General features: G+C 54.8%; 20 protein-coding genes. 11 read left to right on the top strand and 9 right to left on the bottom strand.

Annotation, left to right across the window (positions count from 1 at the left end; genetic code table 11):
* Positions 1–162: 162 nt before the first annotated feature.
* The 3 genes from ACQYWX_RS26860 to ACQYWX_RS26850 form a co-directional block, all read right to left on the bottom strand.
* Positions 163–1,206, bottom strand: a complete 1,044-nt coding sequence (locus tag ACQYWX_RS26860; protein ID WP_431686983.1) for an ACP S-malonyltransferase — start codon at positions 1,204–1,206, stop codon at positions 163–165.
* A gap of 54 nt (positions 1,207–1,260) precedes the next feature.
* Positions 1,261–3,498, bottom strand: coding sequence for a thiamine pyrophosphate-dependent enzyme (locus ACQYWX_RS26855; RefSeq protein ID WP_431686982.1), 2,238 nt, complete (start codon positions 3,496–3,498; stop codon positions 1,261–1,263).
* Positions 3,499–3,567: 69 nt separating this feature from the next.
* Positions 3,568–4,755, bottom strand: a complete 1,188-nt coding sequence (locus ACQYWX_RS26850; protein WP_216737669.1) for an acyl-CoA dehydrogenase — start codon at positions 4,753–4,755, stop codon at positions 3,568–3,570.
* Positions 4,756–4,897: 142 nt separating this feature from the next.
* Between ACQYWX_RS26850 and ACQYWX_RS26845 the strand changes: the two genes are divergently transcribed.
* The 8 genes from ACQYWX_RS26845 (at position 4,898) to ACQYWX_RS26810 (ending at position 13,681) form a co-directional block, all read left to right on the top strand.
* Positions 4,898–5,767, top strand: a complete 870-nt coding sequence (locus tag ACQYWX_RS26845) for a LysR family transcriptional regulator (protein ID WP_431686981.1) — start codon at positions 4,898–4,900, stop codon at positions 5,765–5,767.
* A gap of 169 nt (positions 5,768–5,936) precedes the next feature.
* Positions 5,937–6,518 (top strand): hypothetical protein, encoded by a 582-nt coding sequence (locus ACQYWX_RS26840; RefSeq protein WP_431686980.1) that lies wholly within the window; start codon positions 5,937–5,939, stop codon positions 6,516–6,518.
* Between the two features lie 108 nt (positions 6,519–6,626).
* A complete protein-coding gene (locus tag ACQYWX_RS26835) occupies positions 6,627–10,001 on the top strand; it encodes a hypothetical protein (RefSeq protein WP_431686979.1) in 3,375 nt (1,124 codons plus the stop codon).
* On the top strand, positions 9,998–11,182 hold the full coding sequence (locus ACQYWX_RS26830) for a DUF1266 domain-containing protein (protein WP_431686978.1): 1,185 nt from the start codon (positions 9,998–10,000) through the stop codon (positions 11,180–11,182). Before ACQYWX_RS26835 ends, ACQYWX_RS26830 begins: the two co-directional genes overlap by 4 nt.
* Before the next feature lie 213 nt (positions 11,183–11,395).
* Positions 11,396–11,596, top strand: a complete 201-nt coding sequence (locus tag ACQYWX_RS26825) for a cysteine peptidase family C39 domain-containing protein (RefSeq protein WP_253938414.1) — start codon at positions 11,396–11,398, stop codon at positions 11,594–11,596.
* On the top strand, positions 11,589–12,278 hold the full coding sequence (locus ACQYWX_RS26820; protein WP_431686977.1) for an HlyD family type I secretion periplasmic adaptor subunit: 690 nt from the start codon (positions 11,589–11,591) through the stop codon (positions 12,276–12,278). Before ACQYWX_RS26825 ends, ACQYWX_RS26820 begins: the two co-directional genes overlap by 8 nt.
* A gap of 198 nt (positions 12,279–12,476) precedes the next feature.
* Positions 12,477–13,007: a hypothetical protein gene (locus ACQYWX_RS26815; protein WP_431686976.1), complete on the top strand. Its 531-nt coding sequence runs from the start codon at positions 12,477–12,479 to the stop codon at positions 13,005–13,007.
* A 146-nt stretch (positions 13,008–13,153) separates the two neighbouring features.
* The gene (locus ACQYWX_RS26810; protein ID WP_431686975.1) at positions 13,154–13,681 is read left to right on the top strand and encodes a hypothetical protein; all 528 of its coding nucleotides are present in this window, start codon (positions 13,154–13,156) and stop codon (positions 13,679–13,681) included.
* A gap of 251 nt (positions 13,682–13,932) precedes the next feature.
* On the opposite strand, the gene ACQYWX_RS26805 is transcribed toward ACQYWX_RS26810, so the two are convergent.
* Positions 13,933–14,628: a phosphoglycolate phosphatase gene (locus tag ACQYWX_RS26805; protein WP_431686974.1), complete on the bottom strand. Its 696-nt coding sequence runs from the start codon at positions 14,626–14,628 to the stop codon at positions 13,933–13,935.
* A gap of 28 nt (positions 14,629–14,656) precedes the next feature.
* Entirely contained in the window at positions 14,657–15,334 is a 678-nt protein-coding gene (rpe, locus tag ACQYWX_RS26800) for a ribulose-phosphate 3-epimerase (protein WP_279506104.1), read from the bottom strand.
* Positions 15,335–15,491: 157 nt separating this feature from the next.
* Here rpe and ACQYWX_RS26795 point away from each other — a divergent pair, with 157 nt between their 5' ends.
* Complete coding sequence (locus ACQYWX_RS26795) at positions 15,492–16,601, top strand: DUF3530 family protein (RefSeq protein ID WP_431686973.1); 1,110 nt, start codon at positions 15,492–15,494, stop codon at positions 16,599–16,601.
* Here the strand turns inward: ACQYWX_RS26795 and djlA are convergent.
* The 4 genes from djlA to ACQYWX_RS26775 form a co-directional block, all read right to left on the bottom strand.
* The gene (gene djlA, locus ACQYWX_RS26790; protein WP_431686972.1) at positions 16,588–17,376 is read right to left on the bottom strand and encodes a co-chaperone DjlA; all 789 of its coding nucleotides are present in this window, start codon (positions 17,374–17,376) and stop codon (positions 16,588–16,590) included. The two genes, ACQYWX_RS26795 and djlA, sit on opposite strands and share 14 nt — an antisense overlap.
* A gap of 75 nt (positions 17,377–17,451) precedes the next feature.
* On the bottom strand, positions 17,452–18,141 hold the full coding sequence (gene murU / locus ACQYWX_RS26785) for an N-acetylmuramate alpha-1-phosphate uridylyltransferase MurU (protein WP_431686971.1): 690 nt from the start codon (positions 18,139–18,141) through the stop codon (positions 17,452–17,454).
* The gene (locus ACQYWX_RS26780) at positions 18,129–19,163 is read right to left on the bottom strand and encodes an aminoglycoside phosphotransferase family protein (RefSeq protein ID WP_431686970.1); all 1,035 of its coding nucleotides are present in this window, start codon (positions 19,161–19,163) and stop codon (positions 18,129–18,131) included. Before ACQYWX_RS26780 ends, murU begins: the two co-directional genes overlap by 13 nt.
* A 100-nt stretch (positions 19,164–19,263) precedes the next feature.
* On the bottom strand, positions 19,264–20,403 hold the full coding sequence (locus ACQYWX_RS26775) for a patatin-like phospholipase family protein (protein ID WP_431686969.1): 1,140 nt from the start codon (positions 20,401–20,403) through the stop codon (positions 19,264–19,266).
* Between the two features lie 242 nt (positions 20,404–20,645).
* Here ACQYWX_RS26775 and ACQYWX_RS26770 point away from each other — a divergent pair, with 242 nt between their 5' ends.
* Together ACQYWX_RS26770 and ACQYWX_RS26765 are read left to right on the top strand one after the other, a co-directional pair.
* The gene (locus ACQYWX_RS26770; protein ID WP_431686968.1) at positions 20,646–23,039 is read left to right on the top strand and encodes an LPS-assembly protein LptD; all 2,394 of its coding nucleotides are present in this window, start codon (positions 20,646–20,648) and stop codon (positions 23,037–23,039) included.
* Between the two features lie 92 nt (positions 23,040–23,131).
* Positions 23,132–24,436: a peptidylprolyl isomerase gene (locus ACQYWX_RS26765; protein ID WP_431686967.1), complete on the top strand. Its 1,305-nt coding sequence runs from the start codon at positions 23,132–23,134 to the stop codon at positions 24,434–24,436.
* Positions 24,437–24,441: the final 5 nt, after the last annotated feature.

The following is a 24,441-nucleotide window of genomic DNA, read 5'->3' as shown; positions in this document are numbered from 1 at the left end:
CGGCGCCTAGCGCCATCGAGTCCAGACGGAGGAGGGAAGAAAGATGTTCAGGACGTTTTTTATATTCACTGAAACCTGGGTCTCTGGTGCATGAACAGTATCGTAACCGCCCAGTAGCTTACAAAAGCTCTGGCGGTGAATCAACAGGCAAAATCCCCGGCGTTATTTTTTACGCAGGGGAGCCGCTTGTTCGTCACGTCCCATGGCCAGCAGAACCGGATCGGCGCTTTGTCTCGCGGAGAAGCCGTGTTTATCCTCGACGCCGCGCCAGTGAATGCGCGCAATGGTTTGCGCCACTGAGCCGCCCAGGGTGTCGCCGGGACCGAGTACGACAACGCGATCCGGGGAGAACTCTTTCAGCGTGACTTCCACGGCTTTGGTGAAATCATAGGTTTCAACGACCTGATGGCCCAGCGTGTAATCCCACAATGCCTGTGTGTCTGTACTCCAGGGCGTCCAGATGACGCCGCGTCCGTCTACTAACGGCGTCTGGGGCGCGCGAAATGGCGCGGAGGCGAGGTCCCGGCGAGCCTGCTGCATAACGGGGTTTTGCAAAGGCGTATGGAACGCAGCGTGGTTGTGCAGTTTCAGCGGGAAGCGCTCCTGCTCCGGGGGCAGTTGCGCCATCATCATTTTGCAGGCGCGATCGCTGCCGGCCAGCACCAGCATGCCGCCCAACTCAATGGAGACAAAGGCTTCTTCTGCGCCCAGCTCGTCATTGATGTCATTAAGCAGCGCCAGAACCTGTTCGCGCCGACCGGGTAGCGGATTCCATTGCGGGTCGAGCAGGGTGTAAACCAACTGGCTGCCGATAAGCGCGTTGTGCATCGCCACGCCCATATGATTGATCAGATGCAGCGCATCCATGGGCGCCAGCGCGCTGGCGCAGGCCAGGGCGATGTACCAGCCCATACTGTTGCCGGTGACGGCGACAATGTCATAGCGGTCGCGATCAATACTGAGAAAGTCTGCATAGGCGCAGGCGTAGATTAGCGCGGACGCGTTGTCTCCGGACGAGTGTTCTTTCAGGGAGTATTTGTCGCGACCATCCAGGTCACTAAGCGTCGGCTGCCCCTGCTGCGCGCGGTAGGCGTCGAATTCGCTTAGCAGGGCGAATCGGTCGCCATGATTGCGTTTCAGGTAACCCAGTTCATTTTGGTTGTAGGTGCCGCGACCCGGGCAGACTATGGCGATTCTTTCTTTCATCTTATGCTCCGCACGATGTTAATCGTCTCTGCGAGTTATTCCGCTTTCGTCCGGTTATTCCGCTTTGGCTAACAGGATATGGCCGAGCAGGGCCCTGGCCGCCTCGACGATGCCGTCTCTGTCGGGCAATGTACAGGTGGCGGCGCGACCCAGGGGAATGAAGGAGTCTTCCGCGCATAGGCGGCTGACTTGCGTACGATCCCAGCCGGATTCCATGAGAAGGGTCATGATTTCCTCGCTGACAGATCCGGTGCGCCGGCACTCATCCACCACCAAAATCCGCTCACAGCCTGCAATGGCTTCTAATAACGCCTCTTCCGGCAGTGGCAGCAGCCAGCGCAGGTCGATGATGCGCAGGCGAACGCCATCCTGCTCCAGCGCTTTCGCCGCCTGACGGCTCAGGTAGTACCCATTGCCGTAGGTGATGATCGCCAGATCTTTACCTTTGCCCCATTGACCAACTTGCCCGAAGCTAATGTGCTGGTTTTCCTGTGGCGGTAAGTAGGGGTAAGTCCACTGACCATCGCCTTCTTCATGTAAATCGCGGGTCATGTACAGGGCGATGGGTTCGAGGAATATGACCACGCGTTGTTCTTCGCGGGCCAGACGGACGGATTCGCGCAGCATGGATACCGCGTCCCAGCCGTTGGACGGACAGGCTACAATCAGGCCGGGGATATCGCGAAACACGTTAAAGGAGTTGTCGTTATGAAAGTGACCGCCAAATCCTTTCTGATAGGCCAGACCGGCAATGCGCACCACCATGGGGTTGGTGAACTGTCCTTGTGAGAAAAAGCTCAGGGTGGCGGCTTCACCGCGCAGTTGATCTTCGGCGTTGTGCACGTATGCGAGAAACTGGATTTCCACGATAGGCAGCAAACGGTTGTGGGCGACGCCAATGCCCAGGCCGAGAATGCTTTGCTCGTCCAACAGCGTATCGATGACGCGGTGGGAGCCGAACTTCTCCTGCAGCTTTTGGGTGACGCCGTATACGCCGCCTTTGCGGCCGACATCTTCACCAGCGAGGATGATGTCGGTGTGGCTTAGCATCAAGTCGCTGAGCGCCCAGTTAATGAGGCGGGCGGTATGTTGCGGCGACTCCATCTGCACACGCTCGCGGGTGAATATGCGCTCGCGCGCTTCCTGGTAAGCGTCGTCGTATTCCGTTTGCGGCGCTGCGACGCGGCGTGGCGGCGTCAGACTGGCCATCACGGATTTGCTGGTCAGCAATTTGGGGCGCTTGATGGCTTCCTCCGCCACCTTCACCACGCGCTCCGTTGTGCTCTGATACATCTCGATCATGTCGTGGGCGCTCAATATCCCATGCTCAATGAGAATGCGCGCTGAGTGCAGTAAGGGGTCTTGCGCTTCATGAGCTTCGATTTCTTTCATGCTCAGATAAGCTTGCTGGGCGTCGGAGCCTGCATGTCCCATCAGGCGTACGCAGGACATATGCAGAAATGCAGGTTCGCGGCGTTTTCTGACAATGCTCTCAGCGCGGTGGGCCGTGGCGTAGACATCTGCAAAATTCAGTCCGTCGCAACGCAGATAGTGCAAACCGGGGCGGCGGCTCATATTCGCTTCCACCCAGCCCTGGGGAGTGCGTACGGAAATGCCGATGCCGTTATCTTCGCAGACCCACAACAAGGGCAGCGGTACGCGCTGGTAAGCAGTCCAGCATGAGGTGTTAATGGCTCCCTGCGCGGTTGAGTGGTTCAGCGACGCGTCGCCAAAACTGCACAGAACCACCGCGTCGTCAGGCATTTCGCCATTGAGCTTGAGGCGGCGGTTGAGGCCGATGCTGTATGCCGCGCCCACCGCTTTCGGCAGGTGTGAGGCGATGGTGCTGGTTTGCGGCGGAATAAACAGCGATTTCGAGCCCAGCACTTTATGTCGTCCGCCGGCGATAGGATCTTCCGCTGACGCGGCGAAACTGAGCAGGAAGTCCCAGGCGATAGTCTGCCCTGGAACCTGTTTGCTGCGCTGAATCATAAAGGCGGCGTCCCGGTAATGCAGAAAGGCCATGTCGTTGTGCCGGAACGCCGCAGCAATGGCGGCATTGCCCTCATGGCCGGAGCTGCCAATGGTGTAGAAACTTTCTCCCCGCGCCTGCAACTTGCGCGAGTGCAGATCCAGAATGCGCGAGAGCGCCTGGGATTCGAATATCGCCGCCGCCTGCGCCGGACTTAAGCCAGCCTGTTGCGGCGAGGTGTCGGACAGCGGAGCGGGTAGATCCCCTGCGCTGACGCGACGAAGAAAGTTTTGTTCCACCACTTCAGCCCGGTTTTGCATGAAGAGCTACCTCAGCCTGATTCAGTTCTTGGAAAAGCTGTTTATATCCTGATGGCGGGGAGCCGGCGCTTACGCGCCGGTGAATGCCTGGATGCCGGTTTGCGCACGTCCCAAAATCAGGGCGTGGATATCATGCGTGCCCTCGTAAGTGTTCACTGCTTCAAGGTTGCACACATGGCGTATGACGTGAAATTCGTCGGCGATGCCGTTGCCCCCGTGCATATCGCGGGCGACGCGGGCGATATCCAGGGCTTTGCCGCAAGAGTTACGTTTGATCAGAGAAATCAGTTCCGGCGCACAGCGGCCTTCGTCCATCAGGCGGCCGGCCTGTAAACAGCCTTGCAGGCTAATACTGATTTCCGTCTGCATGTTGGCCAGTTTCAGCTGAATGATCTGATTCGCCGCCAACGGACGGCCAAACTGTTTGCGGTCCAGGCAATACTGGCGCGCCTGGGTCCAGCAAAATTCCGCAGCGCCCAAAGCGCCCCAGGCAATGCCATAGCGAGCTTTGTTAAGACAGCCGAAGGGGCCTTTCAGACCGGAAGCGTTGGGCAGCATGTTGGCTTCAGGAACGAAGACGTCGTCCATCACGATTTCGCCGGTAATCGACGCGCGCAGAGAGAACTTGCCTTCGATTTTCGGCGCGGTCAGGCCTTTCATGCCTTTTTCCAAAATGAAGCCGCGTATTTCCCCATCCAGCTTCGCCCATACCACCATCACATCGGCGATAGGGGAGTTGGTGATCCACATTTTGGTTCCTTTCAGCAGGTAACCGTCGGCGACGCGTTCAGCGCGAGTGCGCATGCTGGCGGGGTCGGAGCCGGAGTCAGGCTCAGTGAGGCCGAAGCAGCCCACCCACTCGCCGGAAGCCAGCTTGGGCAGGTATTTCTTACGTTGATCTTCGCTGCCGTAGGCGTAAATAGGATGCATCACCAGTGAAGATTGCACGCTCATGGCGGAGCGATAGCCGCTATCCACCCGCTCTACTTCGCGCGCCACCAGTCCGTAGCTGACATAGTTGGCGCCGGCGCAGCCGTACTCTTCGGGCAAAGTGCAGCCCAACAGACCCAATTCACCCAGCTCGCTCATGATCTCCCGATGGAAGATCTCCTTACGGTTGGCTTCGAGGATGCGAGACATCAGTTTTTCCTGCGCATAGTTGCGCGCCGTGTCCCGAATCATGCGCTCGTCGTCGGTCAGCTGGGTCTCCAGCAGAAACGGATCGCTCCAGTCGAATTGGGGTTTGCTTGCGCTCATTGGATCACCTTTTCCTGAATTGGGTTCGCGCCATACGCGCGCCATTTTAGGTCTAGCATACGAGCGCTGTTGGTAAAGTAGAAATATTATTTATATGCATGTGATATAGTTAATTCCTATATCAAAAGCCGGGGCGCCCACTATGGATTTACGAGAACTGCGGTACTTCATTGCGGTGTATGAGCTGGGCTCCATCTCTGCCGCTGCAAGGCGTTGTTATGTGGCGCAACCTTCTATCTCCGCCGCTATTCAGCATTTGGAGGCGCATCTGGATACGCTGCTGTTTTCCCGTCACAGCAAAGGCGTTTATCCCAGTGACTCGGCGCAGCGTCTGTATCCCCTGGCGAAAAAGCTCACTGGCGAGGCGCAGGCGATATCCCAACTCTTTCGCAACAAGCCTCAACCCATGCCTTTTTCCCTTGGCCTGATGCGGTCTTTGGGGGCGGAGCGCATGAGTTTTTTGCTGAAAGAGCTGATTCAATCGGTGGAGTCGCTAGAGCTGAGTCTGGTGAACCCCGAGGAGCCCTGCGACGCCCGCATTATCACGCCGGCCTACTTGCGTGAAGACGAACGCTTTCAACCTATCTGGCTCGACCGCTATCTGTTGGCGCTGCCAGCGGGGCATTCACTCAGTTTGCAGGAGCAAGTGACTTTGGAGGAGCTGGATAATCTGCCCTTTATTCATCGCAGCCCATGTGACGCCCTGGAAAGCCTGCAGCAGGAGCTGCGACATCGCAAAATCAGCTTCCTGACACGGGCGAATATTCGCACGATTGAGTATGCCTTGGGCCTGGTCAGCGCTGGCGTAGGCGCTGCGCTGGCGCCGGACTGGCCGGAAACCCGCGAGCGCAAGGACATCGTATTGCGCCCTCTGGTCGATGTTAAGTTAGAGCTGGAAATTGGTCTGGCGTACCCGAAAAAGCGCGCCATGGAAGGGCCTTTGGCTTGTCTGCAAGGATTGTGTCTAAGGCGCTGGGAAGAGGCGGGGACCCCGGAACGCGCTGGCGGATGACGGGTTATGAGTAAAAACGCCGCTTGGTTTGGCTGTGCTATCGCCTAAAAATGCGTAGGGCGTATCGACATGCAAAACAGAGCCTATGTTTGACGATAGGGCTCTGCTAAGTTTAGACATGCTCTTTCTAAACATTCCCTCCTTTACCTTGACCAACGGATGAGAAGTTATGGCGTTTTCCAAACTTGAACAGAACATATTGAAAGCGAAAGGCCTCAGCGAAGACAACATTCAGGCGTTAGTGGACGCAGGGATAGAAAGCAAACAGGACTTCCAAACCGTTGGCGATGCCGGCACGCTGGCCGCACTGTCCGGCCTCGAGCAAAGTGTCGCCGCCGAAGTCATGGCCTGGGCGGTTGGCCCTCAAGCGGCCTCTACGTCCTCCTCTTCCTCAACTTCTTCCGCATCTGTATTAAACCCTTCCGTTGTTGTTGAAAGCGCGGACATCGTGAAGTGCGCTCATTGCCAGCATCGCCAGCCTAAAGACTACAAAAGCGGCGATCTTTGCGTGTCCTGCGGACGTCAGGTTGAGCGCTTCGCCACCTGCCACTGGTGCGCGGCGTCTGGTCCCGGCAATTTCTGTCGTTCCTGCGGCGCAGAGTTCGTGCCGGTGGCTGATTTTGAAATCGCGGTATTGCTCAAGCGAGAAGGCGTCGCCAAAGACCAGATTGCACAGCGAGTCCGAGACATGTCCGCAGATGAAAAAGACACCCTGTGGGGACGGATTCGCAGTCTGCGCGGTCACTCTTAAACGCTAGTCATCCCGCTTGCTACGCAGCGTCAATGCGCGCTGCGTGTTTATTTGCATCTTCGATTGACGTGAAGCGGGCCGCGTCATGATTCAGTACAGGTGTTTCCAATGGATGTAATGTATTGCGAGCAATGTCATGCGAAGCAACCCAATGACTGGCGCGCCGGCGACAGTTGCGTGGAATGCGGCGGCATTGTGCGCTCCGATGTGCGCTGTGGCTGGTGCGCGAAACTGACCGCGCCGGGCAAGTTCTGTCGGCAATGCGGCTTTGAAATGACCAACGCGGAGCATTACGGCGTCGCTCGTATGCTGAAGCAGGCCGGGGTGGATCAACTGCAGTTAAGGGAGCGTTTGCTGAGCCTGCCGCAGGATCGTATCGACCATTACAACAGCCTGTACAATCAGCATCTCACCCTGGCTCTGAATCGCATCGATGAGCTGCGTCTATGTCAGCGTTATCTGACGTTCAAAGAGCATGTTTTTAATCTGGAAAATGAGCTGATCGGCCATTTGCCATGGAATGACCAACAGACCTCCCTGATGAAATCGGGGCCGCAAGGTCCATTCGAAAATCAGATTGAACGACTTTCCGAGATCGCGGCTGCAAGTCCCTTGTCCTCTACCCGAATCCTCGCTTTCATCGCGTGGGTGCGCTGCCCGACAATTGAAATCAATGAAGAGTTGGAAAGCCATTGGTTTGACGCAGTATTAGCGGCTATGCAGGTCGGCGGCGTCATTGCCGCGGAGGCGTTTAGTGTCCTCGGTCACTGGCGGGCGCAGGGACATCTGGCCGAGTCTGGGCCGCTAAAGCAGCCTGAGCGCGCCCAGGAATGTCTGCAGGCTATGTTCAGATTATGGAAGACGCAGTCAGGCACTGGAAACCCCTGGCTGGCCTGCGCACTTTTGCACTTTTCCAGACTCTGCGAGTTGAATCTGCCGCAAACTGAGCAGGAAGAGGTTATTTCCCAGGTTAACGAGGCCTTGACGTCTGCGGAGGCGGATCTTCGTTGCTCGGCCGCTTTGTTGCTGGAGGATGCAGCAGTGCTTGCCGAATGCCTCAATTCGCCGCTGTCCTCCCTTGTTTGCAAAGCAATTGTCGTATTGGCGCGCCAAGGCTCAGCCTCGCTGGCTTCTTATGTTTCCCGTCGCGGCGCTCACTGTGAGTTTCTGTTGTGGCGTTTGATTGAGGAAAGACTTCCGGCTTTGCCGGCGGCGCTAACACTGTCCCTTTGGGGTCTGCTGGAAGACGACACCGTAGGGGAACACTCGCGTCGATACGCCATTCAGATACTCATGGCGCTACCACAGGAAAAGCGGGATGACTCGCGTATAGCTGCGATTTGTCAGCGCAGCCAGCTATTGGATGGGTTGTACACGATGCTGGCTATTGGCGATGCAGGCGCTCAGCGCTGCGCCTTGGAGGCGATGGGAGAGTATCCGATACAGCCGCAGTACCTGGAGGCCATCGCTTACGCCGCATCCCGCACGCCTATGCCGCTGAATATGATTGAAGCCTGGCGGAAATTTACACTGGAAGCGATTGGCGCCGGAACGTTGGACCAATACAGCAAAGCCCTGGGACAGATTCTGTGTGGTCAGATTAATCTGGACGGTCATGAAGGCTTTCTGTGTTTGCGCTTTATATTACAGCAGAGCTTTAACGCCAAAGCCCCTCTGTATGCAAACGCCTGTTTCCAGTTGTTGCGCGATTCGGCGGGAACGCGCATGACCTATCGTTCGCCCGAAGACGGCTCTATGACGGAGTTGGAGATGGGGCCTGAGTTTGCGCGTCACTTCTTTGGTTCTGCGGACCTGTTCGCCACTATGTTCTGCGAGCTCATCGCTAGGGCTGGAGATATGCTTGTGTGGAATTGGGCGCTGGAACAGTTGGATCGTTCTAAATTCGATGGCGTCCAGGATAGTATCTGGATGCACATTACGCCCTCCAAACATATGCTGCTTGAGCAACTCGCCAGGCAACTGGTGGGCCGAGCTGGTCATGGAGATTATGATCGCAGAAAGATCGCCAGATTTATGTTTCAGGCGCCAAACGGCGTTATTTCGCCACTGGTCACAGCATTGGAGAAATTGAGCGTCGACGCCAACAATCTGGAAGCAATTATGGACGGCGAAGATTGTGGGGAGTATTCCGCCAGAATGGTGGAAAAAATCTTTGAATTCGCCTTAACCCAGGAAAATGAAGAGACGGATCGCGCGTTAGCCAAGTTTGCTGAATATCAGGCCTATCGGCGCGGAGTGGGGTCTTATCATGTCCTGCGCACGTTGCTGACGATGGCGCTGACCTATGAGTCCTCAACCTTGACCCGTCGCGCAGCGAGGTGGGCGCGTAACCTTTCGTTGTCCTTGCACCGCTACCGAATTTCCCCTGATGGCGAAGAACGCCCTTGCAGGCTCAGCGCGCAGTGGATCGCGGATATGTTTCATGATGAAGGCCACTTTCTGCAAAGCCTGATCAATCTGTTTTATGCGCCGCAACCGTCTATCTCCGCCGCCTGGTTTGTGGAGAAAGTAGTGCGAGAAGACGAGGACAACTATCTGGCGACATTGCTGGCGGAGCGTCCCAACGCCGCTATCTACTTTATGTGCGCCGCGCTGAATCTGCTGCGTTTCAAAGATCTGGATGAAGACAACTCACACTGGCGTAATTACCTCAGTCGCGCCACGCAAAAAGCCTTTGATGAAAGTTATGTCTCGGAAGAACTCATCTGGCGGTTGTCGACGTTGCCGGATATCACTTCAGACATGCATTACTACATGGAAAATATGCTGGCCCGCTCGCTGCGCAAGCTTGCGGAGCAAGATCCGCAGACTTGCGGCAACATGACTCAGGCCTTAATGGAGCATCCAGCGGTTAACTCAAGTCTGTTGTATGTACTCAAAGACTTTTGGGCGGAGTGGGGAGAGGCATGGATGGCGTCTCAGCCGCAGGCGGTGGAAGCAACGCCGGTTGAAGAGCCCGTTGAAGATTCGAATGAAGAGACGGCCTGCGAGGAAGAAACGCAGGAAGACGCTCCTGCTTCATTAATTGAGCTCGCCGCTTGTTGCGATGCGTCTGAAACCTGGCTGACGGAAGTCGTAGAACGCTTGTTCGCGCCGGAGGATGAAGCCTTGCCTGTGTTGCTCGGCAGTATGCATGGACAGGTTGACGAATTGAAGCAGACGGTAACCCATTCTCCTGGCGTAGCGAATACGCTGTTCGCTCAATTAACTCGGTTGGTGGCCCATGCCGGTGATTTGCCGGAAGACGAGGGCATGACGATTTTTTATCAGGCGTTAACCTTGTTTCAGCAATTGGCGGAGGGCAGTCCTTTTCGCTATCCCTACATGTTGCAATTGGCGGAGTTCCATCAGGCCCGAGAGCGTGGGCAAGTGTATGAGTTTAACCTGAACCAGATGTTTGAGGCCCTGTCCGACGATACTTGGCGGGCGATGTCGCAACAGTACAAGGGAACGCTGCAATGATAAACCACAACCAAATCAGCGAAACGGTTATTGAGCGAGTTGTGGATGATCCGCTACTGCAGGCCTATTGGCTGGTATGTCCGGCCGAAAATATTCCCTATCAGCGAGTGGCGCAGATGTCGCTAGGTCTGCATACAATCCGCTGGCAATACAACCTGGAAAAAGGGCAGTACTATCTGCTGCCTTTACGGGTGGATGGCGCTTTATTTCAGGAATGCTTGAGCAGTGACGCGACCATGGGCTGCATTTTATGGACGCATTGCGATCTGGAAACCGTGGCGGAGCATCTTCGCTTTCGTCGCGACGCAGGTGAAGAAGAATGGCTGGCGACGGATATGCGGCATTGGGCCTGGACGATGGACGGCCTCACGCCACAAGGCCTCGGTCGATTTCTCGGGCCGATAGAGGCGCTTTGGTCGCATCACCCTGATGGAGACTGGCGCGTTTTCACCAATGCAGCCCCGGATGGCGGCAATGAGTCCCCGCGCAGAACACCCTCTGAAAATCCCTTGTCTGACGTTCAACTCTGGGGATTGGCGGTTTCCGCCATTCTGACGGAGTTCAACCGGGCCAGGCATGACTTGCTTGGCAGCGAAGTAGCGACGCCGGAAAGCGTGCAGGCCTGGAAGGAGGGGCTGCAGGAATGGTGGTCGGTGACGGACAGAGACAGCCTGTTGGAAACACTGGACTTTTTACTGGAAGGCGGCCATCGGGCGGGCTTCGATAAGCTGCGCGAGCAGGTTATGCCGCTGACGGCGGAGCAATACAAAGCCGCTTGGGAAGCGAATGAAGATGAAGCGCTTCGCGCTAATATGAAAATTATCCGCCGTTTTTCAAACGCATTGGGCGAAGCTGGCATCGCCTCCTGGGATATCGCGCGCTACATATCCCTGTGCCGCTGGGGGTATTTGGTAGGCATTATGTCCGAAGAGGAGGCCTGGGAGCGCATCCTTCACGCCTCGCGCGCCGTGCAGAGCATGTATCATAGCTGGCGGCAAATGGGCCTGGGATACGTCGTCGGGCGAATGTACTGGCAATCCGACGCCAGTGATGAGCATATGACAAAGTTTTTCAATCTGCTGCGACGTCAGACGGTCAATCCTGACAGCTATTGGGTGAAGCTGCCCTGGGACCTTGACCTAGGCGGAGAAGAAGAGGAAAACCATGGCGCGGTGCACTAGCCGCGCCTGTTTCCTGCAGGCTTCATTGCTTTATTCTTATCACACAGTCGTCAACTCCTGTCGTTTTACTCTGGCATAATTTCGTCTCTTCATAGCAATGAAATTGACGGCGGGAACGCCGTTGCAGTTTGTCATTTTTATGGTTGATAGAGGCGGGTGATCAAAATATAATCCGCCCCCGCTCACCCATCGTTAGTTGTCATGGTAGTCAGGATGTCTGAAACAAATTCCACAGGGAGGTTGGATACCGGCCTCGCTGCGTTGGTGATGTTGGCCCGGTTTCACCAGGTCGCCGCCGATCCCGCCCAGATTCAACACCACTTCGGTACTCACGAAAACGCCTTTACTGAACAGGCGCAACGCTATAAAGCCATGGCTGCAGCAGGAGCGGAAAGACGTGCCTGTCATGCCTGAAGATGAAACGCTGCCAGCCATTCTGCAGCAGCAACATTGCAACTTGCTGCAACAGGAAGCGGCCGAGTTTATTGCCCGTTTGAACGCCCTGGCGCGCGAGGCGGTCCGGCTGAATGCGGAGCATGACATGACCGTGGCCGAGATCACCAAGCAAAGCCGGGAAGCGGATACCCGCGCCGCCTTGCTGCAGGAAGAACGCATCAAGGCGGAACAGCGTAGTCGTCAAACCCGCCTGACCGCACCCATTGATGGAACCGTCCAGCAATTAGCGGTGCATACAGTTGGCGGCGTTGTGACTCCAGCTCAGGAACTAATGCTAATCGTACCAGAACACAGCGAAATGGAGGTTGAGGCGTTAGTGCTTAACAAAGACATCGGCTTCGTTCAGGAAGGGCAATCCGCCGAAGTAAAAGTAGATACCTTCAACTTCACCAAGTATGGAATTATCGACGCGGAACTCGTCGACCTGTCCGACGACGCCATTCAGGACGAAAACCTCGGCTTGGTTTACAAAGCCAGACTCAAACTCAAACAAGATGGTCTGACGGTGGAAAACAAATACGTCCGCCTAAGCCCCGGCATGTCCGTCACCAGCGAAATTAAAACCGGTCAAAGACGTTTAATTGAATACTTCCTGTCTCCGTTGTTGCGGTATAAGCAGGAGAGTTTGGGGGAGAGGTGAGCTCTCATAAACTTTGTATGAGCCTATTGCTATTAGAGAATTGAGCCTAAGTTTAGATCGTCTCGAAAATATCGATGAAGATGATTGTCCAAAGCTCCCAATAGTTATATGTGTATGAAGGAAACAAAACGGAGGGGGTTGTTTTGAGGGGCATATTTATTGAGTTTGTAGAATATATATTTAATTTGGAATGTGTATATGAATGGTGATAATTGGGAAGGGAGCTTCTATTCAAGGATGTTTGGTTGGCTGTTTTTATCCCCCTTTGTTTTTGGCTACTTTCTGTTGAAATGTGGGATTGACGTTTCTAGCTATTCTGCTTTTAAAATTATTAATTCTTTTTTTTATGGCCTGATGCCAATACTTGAGTCATTCGAATCTAATAAGATTTTTGATGGTTCAGTAAGTGGATTTTTCTCGTTTTTATATGTATGGATGCCAATGACGATGCTATTTATTTTTATGGGAAACCTGTCGCGAAAAGAAAAGATTATAAACTTGGCTGGTTCTAGAGAGGGGCGAAAACTTATTTTTCTAACCCTTATCATGACTATTTTACTTATGCTGGCAACCCAATTTTCAGGTGTTGATCCAGGTAGTTGTAGAAAATACTGTGCAAATGCATCCGTTTTTGGATTTTTGGCGATTCTAGGCGGATTGTGGGTGACTCTAACATTGTTTTTAAGTTTTTTTATTGTGCTGATATATGCAGTTTTAAGAAAGGGGTGATTGTTTTTTTAGGGAGGATTATTGATTCTTGATAGACTCTAAAGTGTCCGTGACTAGTGAAAATAAACTTAGCTGATGACGATTGAATGAGAGCTTCCCATCGCCATTGCTGCGATGTGATTTAAATGGTTTAGAAGAGAGATGGTATGAGAAACTTGGTATTAATCCTTATCTTGACGGGTGTTGCGCATTTCGCTTGGAATAAAGTAACTGAGGAAAAACCAGATTGGTTTCTGGATTTTGTCGCTGACTCAATACTATTTGATTCAACCGTTAATATAAATCTTAGTGCGGATCCAGGGTGGACGGAGAACCAATTGGTTCAGCAATTTGACCACCTTTATCTTGTTTGTCAGAAGGAATCTTCAGACTTGGGAGATCGGGTATGCTGGACGCGCATATCTTCTCTCAATGGCGTTCCTGCCAAGGACATTGCTTTTTTCTTTCGAGATGACAGGTATCGCTTCCTTAGAGTAACGTTCGATGTGGAAAAGCACAGAGACCTTAAGTCTTATTTGGATGATAACTTTCGTTATGTCGGGATTTCACCGGGATCCAAAGAGAAAGTCGGTCAAGAGTTAGGGGTATGGAAAACGCTAAAAAGTACATTGGCGACTTATGTGGAAGCGCCTAGGGGAGAAGATGAAGTTATGTTGACTTGGTCTGTGTACTGAATCATTTATTCATCTTCTTAATTGGTTTTTTAGCGGTAAATGGATGAAATATTTCTAACTGCTATATAGACGAAAGGCCTGAAAAGCACAGACATGCTGTTAGGGGGGAAGGGCAGTCTTCCTGATCCGTCTCGTTTGAAACAGGCGCTTTAGCGCCTGTTTCTCTCGGCAAACTGCAAATAAAAAAGGCCGTCCTCTCTAATGCGGCAGGGACGGCCTTTTGCTTTTCTGATCGTGAATCTTAGCCTGAGTTACTTCAACTCAATGAGTGAATCCATGACCCAGTCTGGATTGGCGTCGCGGATGTCTTCGCCATGGTTGTAGCCATAGGTGACGCAGGCGATTTTCATTCCCGCTCGGCGGGCGGCCTGGACGTCATTGATGGAGTCACCGATCATCAGCGTGGTCTGCGGTTGAGCCTGTAGGGCTTCGCATGCATGCAAGAGTGGCGTTGGGTCTGGCTTTTTGACGGGCAGGGAGTCGCCGGACAAACTGATAGCGAAGTACTGCTCCAGGTTGAGGGCCTGCAATATCGGCTGGGTGAAGCGGGCGGGCTTATTGGTGACCACCCCCATCGTTACCTCCTGATCGCGCCAATGCTGCAACAACTCTTCCGCGCCGGCATAAATGCGAGTGCGCACGCAGCAGTATTCGTCATAGCGATCATAGAAGATCGTCGCCGCTGCCTGGAACTGTGAATCCGCGACATTTTGCGGGTTTTCCAGCTCCATTGCGTATGCCAGTGCGCGTTTGATCAGCATCGGCGCGCCATTTCCGACCCATTCCCGTACTAACGCTTCTCCCGCCGCCCTGAAACCGGATTGCTCCAGCATGTAATCCACCGCATCCGCCAAATCAGGCGCGGAATCGATCAACGTGCCGTCCAGGTCGAACAACGCCAGTTGCGGCAGACCGTTCTCGTAGCTGGGGATCAAAAGGTCTGGCATGTTCGGTAATGTCCTTGCTGTTTTAGGGTTAAACGGACCGCGCCAAGGCGATCTGGTCGCGCATTTTGGCGATAGTCGCTGCGTAGTCGTCGGTATTGAAGATGGCGGAGCCGGCGACGAAGGTGTCAGCTCCTGCTGCTGCGATCTCGCGAATGTTGTCCACTTTTACGCCGCCGTCGATTTCCAGGCGAATCGGTAATCCACTGGCGTCGATCTTGGCGCGGGCTTCACGCAATTTATCCAGGGTGGCGGGGATGAAAGCCTGTCCGCCGAAGCCTGGGTTGACGGACATTAACAGCACCATGTCCACCTTATCCATCACGTAATCCAGATAGTGCAAAGGAGTGGCGGGGTTGAACACCAGTCCGGCTTTGCAGCCGCCGTCACGAATCAATTGCAGGGAGCGATCAATGTGCTCGGAAGCTTCCGGGTGGAAGGTGATATAAGTGGCGCCGGCTTCAATGAATGACGCGATCATGGCGTCAACCGGCTTGACCATCAAGTGCACGTCGATGGGGGCCGTCACGCCGTGTTTCCTTAGGGCTGAACACACCATCGGGCCGATAGTGAGATTCGGAACGTAGTGATTGTCCATGACATCGAAGTGCACGATGTCTGCTCCCGCCTCCAGCACGTTGACAACTTCTTCGCCCAATCTGGCGAAGTCTGCGGACAGAATCGAAGGAGCGATCAATGGATCAGCCATGGGGAAAGTCTCCGGTATGATTGAGGCGCCGTCGCCGCATTGGCGTCCGGTCGCGGTCGCTTGAAATGCGGGGTATTGTATCGTGCTATGCTTTTAAAACCCAGGTCGGCGCGGAGTTCCGACTGAAATGTGCTAATAGGCGTATGAGCGCTGTTTTATGGCGAGAATCATTACTGGAATTATTGTGGGCGGGCTGCTTTTGGGCGCAGTTCCCGCGCAGGCGGAGGAAAAAGCCGCCGCTGAGAGCGGCGGGCAGACTGCGTCTGAACCTGCGCCACAGAGGAAACCAGCGTTAAACCCGCAGGTCAGTATGCTGCTTTCTCTGGCGAAAGACCTTCCTGGCAGTCAGGTGTTATGGCTCAACGGCAAACAGGGCGACGCCAGCGCTATGCTGGCTTTATATAAGCCAGCAAATGTGGCGGAGCAGCAAGGCGCGGTCATGTTGCTGCATGATCGCGGACAGCATCCAGACTGGCCGCAGTTTATCCATTCCTTGCGAAATGAGTTGCCGGATGAAGGCTGGCACACGCTGTCTATTGCACTGACTCCCCCGGCTGAAGCTAAAACGCCCAAGCGTGTTTTGTTATCCGCGAGTGATAAAGAGTTTCCTTATACGCCGAAGAAGCCGGCGGCCGGAGACGCTCCAGCGAAAACTGGTTCAAGCCAGTTGGAAACGTTAACGCCAGAGCAGCTGGCGGAGACCAATGAAGCCACTGAACAGCTGGAACAGCAGCAGGCGTCTGAAGGCGTGGATATTGATGTCAGCGGGGAGGGGAACACGACTGCTGAAGCCGCCGAAAAACCTGCAGAAGCGACGGTTGGAAATACCGAAAGGATCGAGCTGGGCATGCAGCAGCTCAGCGCGTTCGGGCAGGAGAACAAGGTGCTGTTGGGTGTCGGCAGCGGCGTTGACGCTATGCTGCGTTATGTATTGGCGAATCCGCAAAGTATGGCGTCAGGATTATCCATGGTATGGATCAATGCTGAGGTCAGTGAGGGGCTGTTGGACGAAATTAAAGAAAAGGCGCCGGACTTTTTCTCACTGCAAGTGCTTGATCTGTATGACTCCACTTTGGACCTGCAAAGCCGAAACGCTATGCAGCGGCGGGACTTCGCGCGTCGCAACAGCATGCAAGGCTATCGCGTGGAGGGGATGAGCGGCTTGAGCCTGATTCCATCGTCGGAGGACGGTCAGGTCACCCGTAAAGTAGAGAGTTGGCTGACCTTCCATGCGCCGGGGATGAAGAAGCAGGCTAAACGGCTTTGAGCGTACTTTTTATTTGCGCGTAGGCCTGCTGTATTTGTTGTGCGACCTCTTTGGCGCGCTCTACTTCCTTCTTCGATGCTCCGCGCGCCATTAATTTATCGGGATGAAACTGGTTCATCAGGCGGCGGTAGGCTTGCTTGATCTGTTGCGCGTCTGCGTTTTCACTGACGCCAAGGGTGCGATACGCATCGCTTAGAGGGGCTCTATGTGAATAGCCTTGTTGGCGGCGCGCCTTGAGAATTTCCTGAAAGATATACTCAAACTCGCTGCGACTGACTCCCAGGCCCTGGCGAAGTATTTCCAGGGCGTTGCGCGTGGCGGGCCCCGGTTCGCCCTCTGCAATCGATATCTGGATGGCCAGATTCAGTAATAGAGCGATGTTGTACGGTCTGAAACGGTTCGCCTGACGAAACTCGCGCACTTCCCCCATTAAGTTGAAGTCTTGAGAGGCGCCTTTGAAAAAGGCCTCGCGGCAGCGTTTCTGGCGAACTTCATCCAGATCGAGAAAATGGGCGAGACTCACAACGCGGGCTTCCAGTAAGGGCGGCAGATCGTCTTTATGCGCTTCCGTCGACGCGCTGATGTTTCCCAATATGCGAAACAGACCGTTCAGCACTCTGGCGCTGTCGTTGTCATTAAAGTTGAGCCGCCACCCGGGGGCGAAAGGTTGCAGGGTCTGGTCGAGCTTATCGCCCAGCCAGATACCGAAGGCGGCGCCGAACGGGCCGCCAGACATAAATCCCATTACACTGCCGAAAAACTTACCCCACCACATCGTCCGCTCCTGTGCGTGATTGCGGTTACAGCTGCGCCTGAATGAATCCCTTAAAAGTGTTTGTGCAGAATGCGATCAAAAGGCGGCTTTCGTCAACTGTTCATCCAGCCATTGCAGACGGTCTGGCGTGCCGATATCAAACCATAATCCATTGAAACGCTCGCCACTGACTTTGCCTTTGGCGATCGCCGCGCGCAGAACGGGAGCCAATGGATAAACGCCATTGGGTACGCTGGCGAACAGGCTGGGGCGGTATACGCCTATGCCTGAGAAGGTCAGTTTGCTTGGCCCGCGGGTAAGAACTCGCTCGTCGTCGCCCAGTTGGAAATCGCCGGTTTGGTTGTGGGGAGGGTTCTCCACCAGCACCAGATGGGCAAGGTCTTCGCTTGAAAACGGGCGGTTAACCAAACCGGAAAAATTGTAGTTGCTCCAAATGTCGCCGTTCACCACCACGAATGGACTGTCCGCGCCGTCATCCAATAGCGGTAAGGCTTTCTTGATGCCTCCGGCGGTCTCCAAAGGCGAACCTTCTGGGGAGTAGTGAATGCTTACACCAAAGCCGGCTCCGTCTCCCAGAAACTGCTCCAGTTTATCTCCGTGCCAAGCGTGATTGATAACCAGCTCGGTGACGCCGGCGCGCTTCAACGCATCGATAATGTGCTCGATCAGAGTCTTATCTCCCGCCTGTAACAGCGGTTTGGGTAGATTTTCGGTCAATGGCCGCATGCGCGTTCCGAGACCTGCGGCTAGAATCATTGCGCGCATAGAACAACCTCCGGGTTGCTTTCCAGTAGTCTGACAGCGGGAACCAGACGCTCCTGGATCCATTCGTTGATTTCGGTGAACTCGTCGTATTTGCTCGCCACCTCAATTATATAGTTGAGCGTGCGCGGGATATCGGCCAGATAGCCATGCTTGCCGTCTCGAAGTGAGAGGCGGGCGAAAAGACCGGCGGCCTTCAGGTGACGTTGCACGCCAATCCAGTCAAACCAGCGGGTGAAGGTGGCGAAATCCGCGCCATTTAATAAAGCGGGATCGACTTGATCGTAATAATAGCGGCTCCAAGCCTCCACTTTTTCACGGGGCCATTTGACGTAGCAGTCTCTCAGCAGTGAGGCCAGGTCATAAGCCAGGGGGCCTTTGACCGCGCCCTGAAAATCGATGATCCCCAGATCTCCCTCTTTGGAAACAAGCAGGTTGCGGGAATGATAATCGCGGTGAGTGACTACCACTGGCTGCTCCAGGGCGCTTTCCACCAGACGGTTCATGCAGTGGTCGAGGTATTCCGTTTCGGTGGGGTCGAGGTTGAAGCCCAGTTTTTTCTCCAGCAGCCACTCGCGGAATATGCTCATTTCAAAGCGCAGCATGGCTTCGTCATAAGAGGGGAGCGCGTAACCTTCTATGTCTGCGGCTTTCTGTATAGGAAGCAGGGCGTCAATCGCCTGTCGATACAATTGGTCTACCTGCAACGCCGGCGCGTCTGCGATGGCGTTTCCGAACAGGTGGTCGCCAAAATCCTCCAACAATAAAAAGCCGTCTTTGAGGTTTTCCGCATAAATCTCAGGAACCCGAATGCCTTTGGCGCGCCAGCTGCGGGCGATGGCGATGAATGGACGGCAGTCTTCCTGCGCAGGGGGGGCGTCCATCAATACAAACACGCGTTGTTCGCGGGTAACGCGAAAGTAACGTCTGAAACTGGCGTCGCCGGATAAAAAGCTGACGTCGAACTGGTCGTCGCCGAAGTAGGTGGCGAGCCAGTGGCGGATTAGGTCAGGACGCTGGGTCATGGAATCTCTTGAAGTTCTAAAGGTGTACAACTGCTACCGGGCATGCAGGCCAAAGGCCCCAGATTATGCCGCTTTTCCGAGCGGCTGCAACTGGCGGCGCTTACTGACTGAAAAAATTTTCAATCTGCCGGGCATGGGCCTGGGCGTCCTGATAGCCGAGTTTAATCAGGTCCCGCATAAACGGGCCTTCAAACAGTAGGTAGCTGGCGAGGCTGGCGCCGCCCTCCTGATTAGGTTTGCCCTGACCCAGAAACTGACGCACTGCTTTGGGCAACTCTCCCGCATGTCGGGCGGCGATTTCATCAATAGGCTGGCTGGGGGAAATCACCAGCATCTCCAGAGGACGCATGCTGATGCCGGCCTCGCGTAAGCTTTCCTCCGGAGCCAGTTTCAACAGCTGATTAATAATGAGGGCGCGGTCGATGTCATTTTCCATGGTGTCGATGAACGCGCCGTTCAGCATGTGCTCCATGATTTGCGCCAAGGACGGATATTTGCCGCTTGTGCGGCGCACGGGCGCGCAGACCCGGTTGGCGCTGACGCCGATGACCAGTATGCGGTCACACCCCAGATGCACTGCCGGGCTAAGCGGCGCCATATTGCGGACCACCCCGTCGCCGAAGTACTCCCGGTTGATTTTCACTGGAGGAAAAATAGTCGGGATCGCCGCAGACGCCAGCAGATGGTCGACTCCCAGCTCACAGCGCACGCCAACCCGCTGCCCCAAGTGCCAGCCCTCGACATCTGGCGGCGCCTCAAAAAAACTGACGCTTTGGCCGCTGCGATAGCCGCAGGCGGTGAGACAGACGGCGCGAATACCTTCTGGACTGGAGAGGGCTTCCCGTAGACGGTTGAAGTCCGTGTGTGTGGTGAGGAAGTCGCGGAGAGGAGCGTTATCCAGCATGGAGGCGGGAATCTCTTTGTCATCGCCGCTTAGAAACGACTTTACAAAGTGCCCCATGCGTTTGGCCATGCCCCAGAAGTCGGAGCGATACACCTGTTCCGTGCGTAACTCGCTCCATAAATTCTCCAGGCGTTCGACGCTGTGCCGAAAAATATCGCCGCTGCTGGCGAGGCCTACTGCGTTGATGCCGCCGGCGGAGGTGCCGCAAATGACCGGAAACGGATAATGAAGATCCGGTAACTGATCGGAAATGGCTTTCAATACCCCTACCTGATAAGCTGCTCGCGCTCCACCGCCGGTTAACACCAAGCCTGCGGTTTGTGAGGTTTGAGACACAGCGCCCCCTAAACGTATGGTTGTTTGTTTTTGTCCGTTGCTTAGAAATTAGCATAACACAATGCATCTGGATGCTATCTTTAAGGTTTTGTTGGACGCCGCGACACTCGCCGGCTTACCGAATATTGCGGCTGTACTGACGTTGCCTGCGCCGCTATCATGTCCGGTTCCAAATTACAGCTGCCGTCATCGGGAGATATCGTTGGACGGCGGGCATTTCCAAAAATGAATCAAGGGGTTTTATGAAGGAAGGGCGGAAGCGTCTGCGCGCCGGCTATTGTTACATGCTCGCCGGAGTGGTCGGTGTGGCTTCGACAGGGTCCTCGCGTGCGGATTCCGCACCACAGTCCGCGGCCACGTTGGACTGGCGAATGCGTGAGTTCTTGACCCCACAGCAAATGACGACATTGGAGCCTCAATGCAGGGGAACCTATGTTGAGCCGGAATACGGCTTCGTCAATGCTCCTTCTACTGCCTCTACTTCTGATAACGAGGCGCTCAGGGCTCACTCTGACTCTCTAGTCTCGCCCAGCGAATCCGCCATGCGTCTGCAAGGCAATGTCAAAGCGCAGCAAGGCGCCTGGTGGCTTGAAGCGGATCAGGTCGAGCTGGATCGCCAGACCAATGTGGTGGATTTACAGGGCCTGAAGGCCGCCCGGGCTCCCGGGCTGCTGCTGCACGGAGATACGGCCCGCTACAACCTGGACAGCAAAGATTTTACCCTGTCCGACGCCAGTTACCTGATACACCAGCGCCACGCCCGCGGCGACGCAGAGCGGATAAGCAGCGCCGACGCACAACTGGTGCGTATCGAAGACGGCAGCTATACCACCTGTGATCCAATGCATAACGACTGGTCTATCGCCGCCAGCGAGATCATTCTGGATCGTGAGCAAGGCGAAGGGACCGCCAAGCATATGACATTGCGGGTCAAAGATGTCCCGGTGATGTATTTCCCTTATCTGCGCTTTCCTATCGATGACCGCCGCAAGAGTGGCTTCCTGTATCCCACCATCGGTACGTCGAACACCGGGCGAGGCATGTCTTTCGGCATTCCTTACTATTTCAACTTGGCGCCTGACTATGACGCGACCTATTCGCCTTTATATATGCATGGTCGCGGCTTGCTGTCTGAGTTGGAAGGGCGTTGGCTGACAGAAGACACGTACAGTGAACTGCGTCTTGGCTATATCGCCCATGATAGCGAGTTCAGCAAAGAGAACCCGGATGAAAGCGGCCGTCGTTGGGCGCTGGACTTCACTAACCGTTATGACGTGAGCGAGAACTGGCGTTCCACGATCGATTACAATGTGGTGAGTGACAAAGACTATCTCAACGACTTGAACCGCACCTTGGAGATTCAGCAGGAAACCCACATCAAGCGTTCCTGGGATGTCACTTATTTAGGCGGCGGATACAGTTTCAAGAGCCACGTGCAGGGTTATCAGACGGTCGACGATGATATCGTGGATAACGACCGCCCTTATATGCTGCTGCCGCAGCTGTCTTTTGGCTGGGGGCGCGACTTTGATCCGGTGGCGTTTGGTCTGGAGTCAGAGTTCACCTATTTTTGGCGTGACGACGAAAACCTCGACCCGGCTAAGGATCAGCAAGTGGTGGGCGCCCGCTGGCGTACGCAACCCAGTCTCAAACTGCCTCTGTCTACAACCTGGGGCTACCTGACGCCAAAACTGCGTCTTGATCACACTGACTATCAGCTGGAGCAGCGCGCTACCGGGCTGGATGAGTCCATCAGCCGCACCGTGCCTTTCTACAGCCTGGATGCGGGCATGTATTTCGATCGCACGCTGACGCTGTTCGGCGACGAGTACAATCAGAGCCTTGAACCGCGTTTGTTTTATGTCTACTCCCCGGAGCAGGACCAAGACGATATTCCTGACTTCGACACCTCTGTGGCGACATTCAGTTATTCACAGCTTTACAAAGAAGACCGCTTCGTGGGCGGCGACCGTGTTGGCGATAACAATCGTCTAACCCTGGGCGTCACCTCCCGTTTCAATGATCGCGCCACTGGCGCCGAGCGTCTGCGCGCCAGCGTTGGTCAGATCTTCTACTACGAGGATCAACAGGTAGGGCTGGGGACGGAAGGTCTCAGTGATGAAAGCGAGTCGCCCTGGGCGGGAGAACTGGTCTGGCGTCCGAACGACAGATTTGATTTCAAAGTAGAAGGGCTGTGGGACTGGCAGGAGCGTCAGACTGAGAAAGGCGCCACCACGTTGGCGTTCCACGATCCGGAGTATCGTAAGCTGCTCAACCTGAGTCATAGATATACTCATAACGATCTGGAACAGTCGGACGTGTCCGTGCTTTTCCCTGTGACGGATTCCGTCAGCGTGCTGGGTCGCTGGTTTTTTGATCTGGTCAACCACCGTACCATCGGTACTATGGCCGGTGTAGAATACAACGATTGCTGCTGGCGCTTTCAGGTTATCGCCAGAAGCTTCCTGAAAGATGCGGACGATACCGAAAACAGTGAGATGGATCATGGCGTCTTTCTGCGCTTCCAATTGCGCGGCCTGGGCAACATAGGCAGCCGCTTCGAAGATGTGATGGCTAAGGAAATGCGCAATTTCAACGAGCGCGAAACTTACCGCACGGAGCGTTATCAATGGTAGGGCCGCATTGCGGTCCCATCTCCCGCCGTAGTGACGGACGGCGATGAACAAAGTTGATCAAAGTACAGTTTTATTCAGATATACAGGGTTTCATGAAAACGCTAAGACTTAATTTCAGATCCGCCGTACTCAACGCGCTGGGTGCGCTGTTACTGCTTCAGGGATGTTTGGTCCACGCTCAGGTGCAGGAGCTTGATCGCGTCGTGGCGGTGGTTAATGACGACATCGTGCTGTACTCCGAGTTGCAAGACCGCGCCAGTCGTATCAAAGACAAATTGCGTCAACAAAAGACCTCCTTACCGCCGGAGTCGGTATTGCAGGAGAAAGTGCTGGATCAGCTGGTGCTGGAAAGCATCCAGATGCAGATGGCGGACCGCGGAGGCATCCGGGTCAGCGACTCGCAACTGAACCAGACCATGCAGAATATCGCCAAGCAGAACGGCATGACCCTGGATCAGTTCCAGCAGGCGTTAAGTGAAGAAGGCGTGACCTATCAAAACGCCCGTGAGCAGATCCGCCGCGAAATGATCATCTCCCGCGTTCAACAACGCAGTGTGGACAGCCGTGTAAGGGTGACAGAGAAAGAGGTGAACGATTTTCTTAAGTCCGCTTCCGCCAAACAGCAGCGCGCGGAAGAATATCACCTGGCCCATATCCTGATCGCCTTGTCGGAAAACGCGTCTGAAGCTCAGCGTAAAGAGGCGGAGAGCAAGGTCGAGAAGATCCGCAGCCAGCTTGACCAAGGCGTGGATTTTAAACAACTGGCGGTCACTTATTCCGACGCGTCGACCGCCACAGAAGGGGGAGACCTGGGATGGCGCAAGCCGGATCAGGTGCCGTCCCTGTTTGCCGACGTCGCCCCCAAACTGGCTCCAGGCCAGACTTCTGAACCCATTCGCAACAGCAGCGGCGTGCACTTCGTCGCCATGCTGGAAAAGCGCGGCGGCGTCAGCAAAGTGGTTGAGCAGTCCAAGGTCAGGCATATCCTGGTGCAGCAAAATGAGTTGCGCGACGAAATCGCTGCGAAAAAACTGATTGAAGAAATCTATGACAAAGTGCAGGCAGGCGAAGATTTCGAAGAACTGGCCAAGGCCTATTCCGATGACGCTGTCAGCGCAGCCGCCGGCGGCAGCCTGGACTGGGTGAGCCCGGGCGATATGGTGCCTGAGTTTGATCAGATGATGCGTGAGACCCCAGTCGGCGCTGTCAGTAAACCGTTCCAGAGCACTTTTGGTTGGCACATCCTGCAGGTGCAGGATCGCCGCGAGGCGGATATCGGCGACCGGCTGATGGCCAGCCAGGCCAGACAGGTCCTGCATCGTCGTAAGTATGAAGAAGAGTTGCAGAACTGGTTGAACGAAATTCGCGACGAAGCATTCGTTCAGCTCAAGCTTTAACACAT

Origin of the sequence: Hahella sp. NBU794 (assembly GCF_050749805.1) — a bacterium.
Classification (GTDB): Bacteria; Pseudomonadota; Gammaproteobacteria; order Pseudomonadales; family Oleiphilaceae; genus Hahella.
Note: the sequence above shows the minus strand (reverse complement) of the source record. Positions and strands in the feature narration are given on the sequence as shown.

Excerpts from the sequence above, each read along its gene's own strand:
- ACQYWX_RS26860 (WP_431686983.1), bottom strand. The coding sequence starts at position 1,206 with ATGAAAGAAAGAATCGCCATAGTCTGCCCGGGTCGCGGCACCTACAAC.
- ACQYWX_RS26855 (WP_431686982.1), bottom strand. The coding sequence starts at position 3,498 with ATGCAAAACCGGGCTGAAGTGGTGGAACAAAACTTTCTTCGTCGCGTC.
- ACQYWX_RS26850 (WP_216737669.1), bottom strand. The coding sequence starts at position 4,755 with ATGAGCGCAAGCAAACCCCAATTCGACTGGAGCGATCCGTTTCTGCTG.
- ACQYWX_RS26845 (WP_431686981.1), top strand. The coding sequence starts at position 4,898 with ATGGATTTACGAGAACTGCGGTACTTCATTGCGGTGTATGAGCTGGGC.
- ACQYWX_RS26840 (WP_431686980.1), top strand. The coding sequence starts at position 5,937 with ATGGCGTTTTCCAAACTTGAACAGAACATATTGAAAGCGAAAGGCCTC.
- ACQYWX_RS26835 (WP_431686979.1), top strand. The coding sequence starts at position 6,627 with ATGGATGTAATGTATTGCGAGCAATGTCATGCGAAGCAACCCAATGAC.
- ACQYWX_RS26830 (WP_431686978.1), top strand. The coding sequence starts at position 9,998 with ATGATAAACCACAACCAAATCAGCGAAACGGTTATTGAGCGAGTTGTG.
- ACQYWX_RS26825 (WP_253938414.1), top strand. The coding sequence starts at position 11,396 with ATGTCTGAAACAAATTCCACAGGGAGGTTGGATACCGGCCTCGCTGCG.
- ACQYWX_RS26820 (WP_431686977.1), top strand. The coding sequence starts at position 11,589 with ATGCCTGAAGATGAAACGCTGCCAGCCATTCTGCAGCAGCAACATTGC.
- ACQYWX_RS26815 (WP_431686976.1), top strand. The coding sequence starts at position 12,477 with ATGAATGGTGATAATTGGGAAGGGAGCTTCTATTCAAGGATGTTTGGT.
- ACQYWX_RS26810 (WP_431686975.1), top strand. The coding sequence starts at position 13,154 with ATGAGAAACTTGGTATTAATCCTTATCTTGACGGGTGTTGCGCATTTC.
- ACQYWX_RS26805 (WP_431686974.1), bottom strand. The coding sequence starts at position 14,628 with ATGCCAGACCTTTTGATCCCCAGCTACGAGAACGGTCTGCCGCAACTG.
- rpe (WP_279506104.1), bottom strand. The coding sequence starts at position 15,334 with ATGGCTGATCCATTGATCGCTCCTTCGATTCTGTCCGCAGACTTCGCC.
- ACQYWX_RS26795 (WP_431686973.1), top strand. The coding sequence starts at position 15,492 with ATGGCGAGAATCATTACTGGAATTATTGTGGGCGGGCTGCTTTTGGGC.
- djlA (WP_431686972.1), bottom strand. The coding sequence starts at position 17,376 with ATGTGGTGGGGTAAGTTTTTCGGCAGTGTAATGGGATTTATGTCTGGC.
- murU (WP_431686971.1), bottom strand. The coding sequence starts at position 18,141 with ATGCGCGCAATGATTCTAGCCGCAGGTCTCGGAACGCGCATGCGGCCA.
- ACQYWX_RS26780 (WP_431686970.1), bottom strand. The coding sequence starts at position 19,163 with ATGACCCAGCGTCCTGACCTAATCCGCCACTGGCTCGCCACCTACTTC.
- ACQYWX_RS26770 (WP_431686968.1), top strand. The coding sequence starts at position 20,646 with ATGAAGGAAGGGCGGAAGCGTCTGCGCGCCGGCTATTGTTACATGCTC.
- ACQYWX_RS26765 (WP_431686967.1), top strand. The coding sequence starts at position 23,132 with ATGAAAACGCTAAGACTTAATTTCAGATCCGCCGTACTCAACGCGCTG.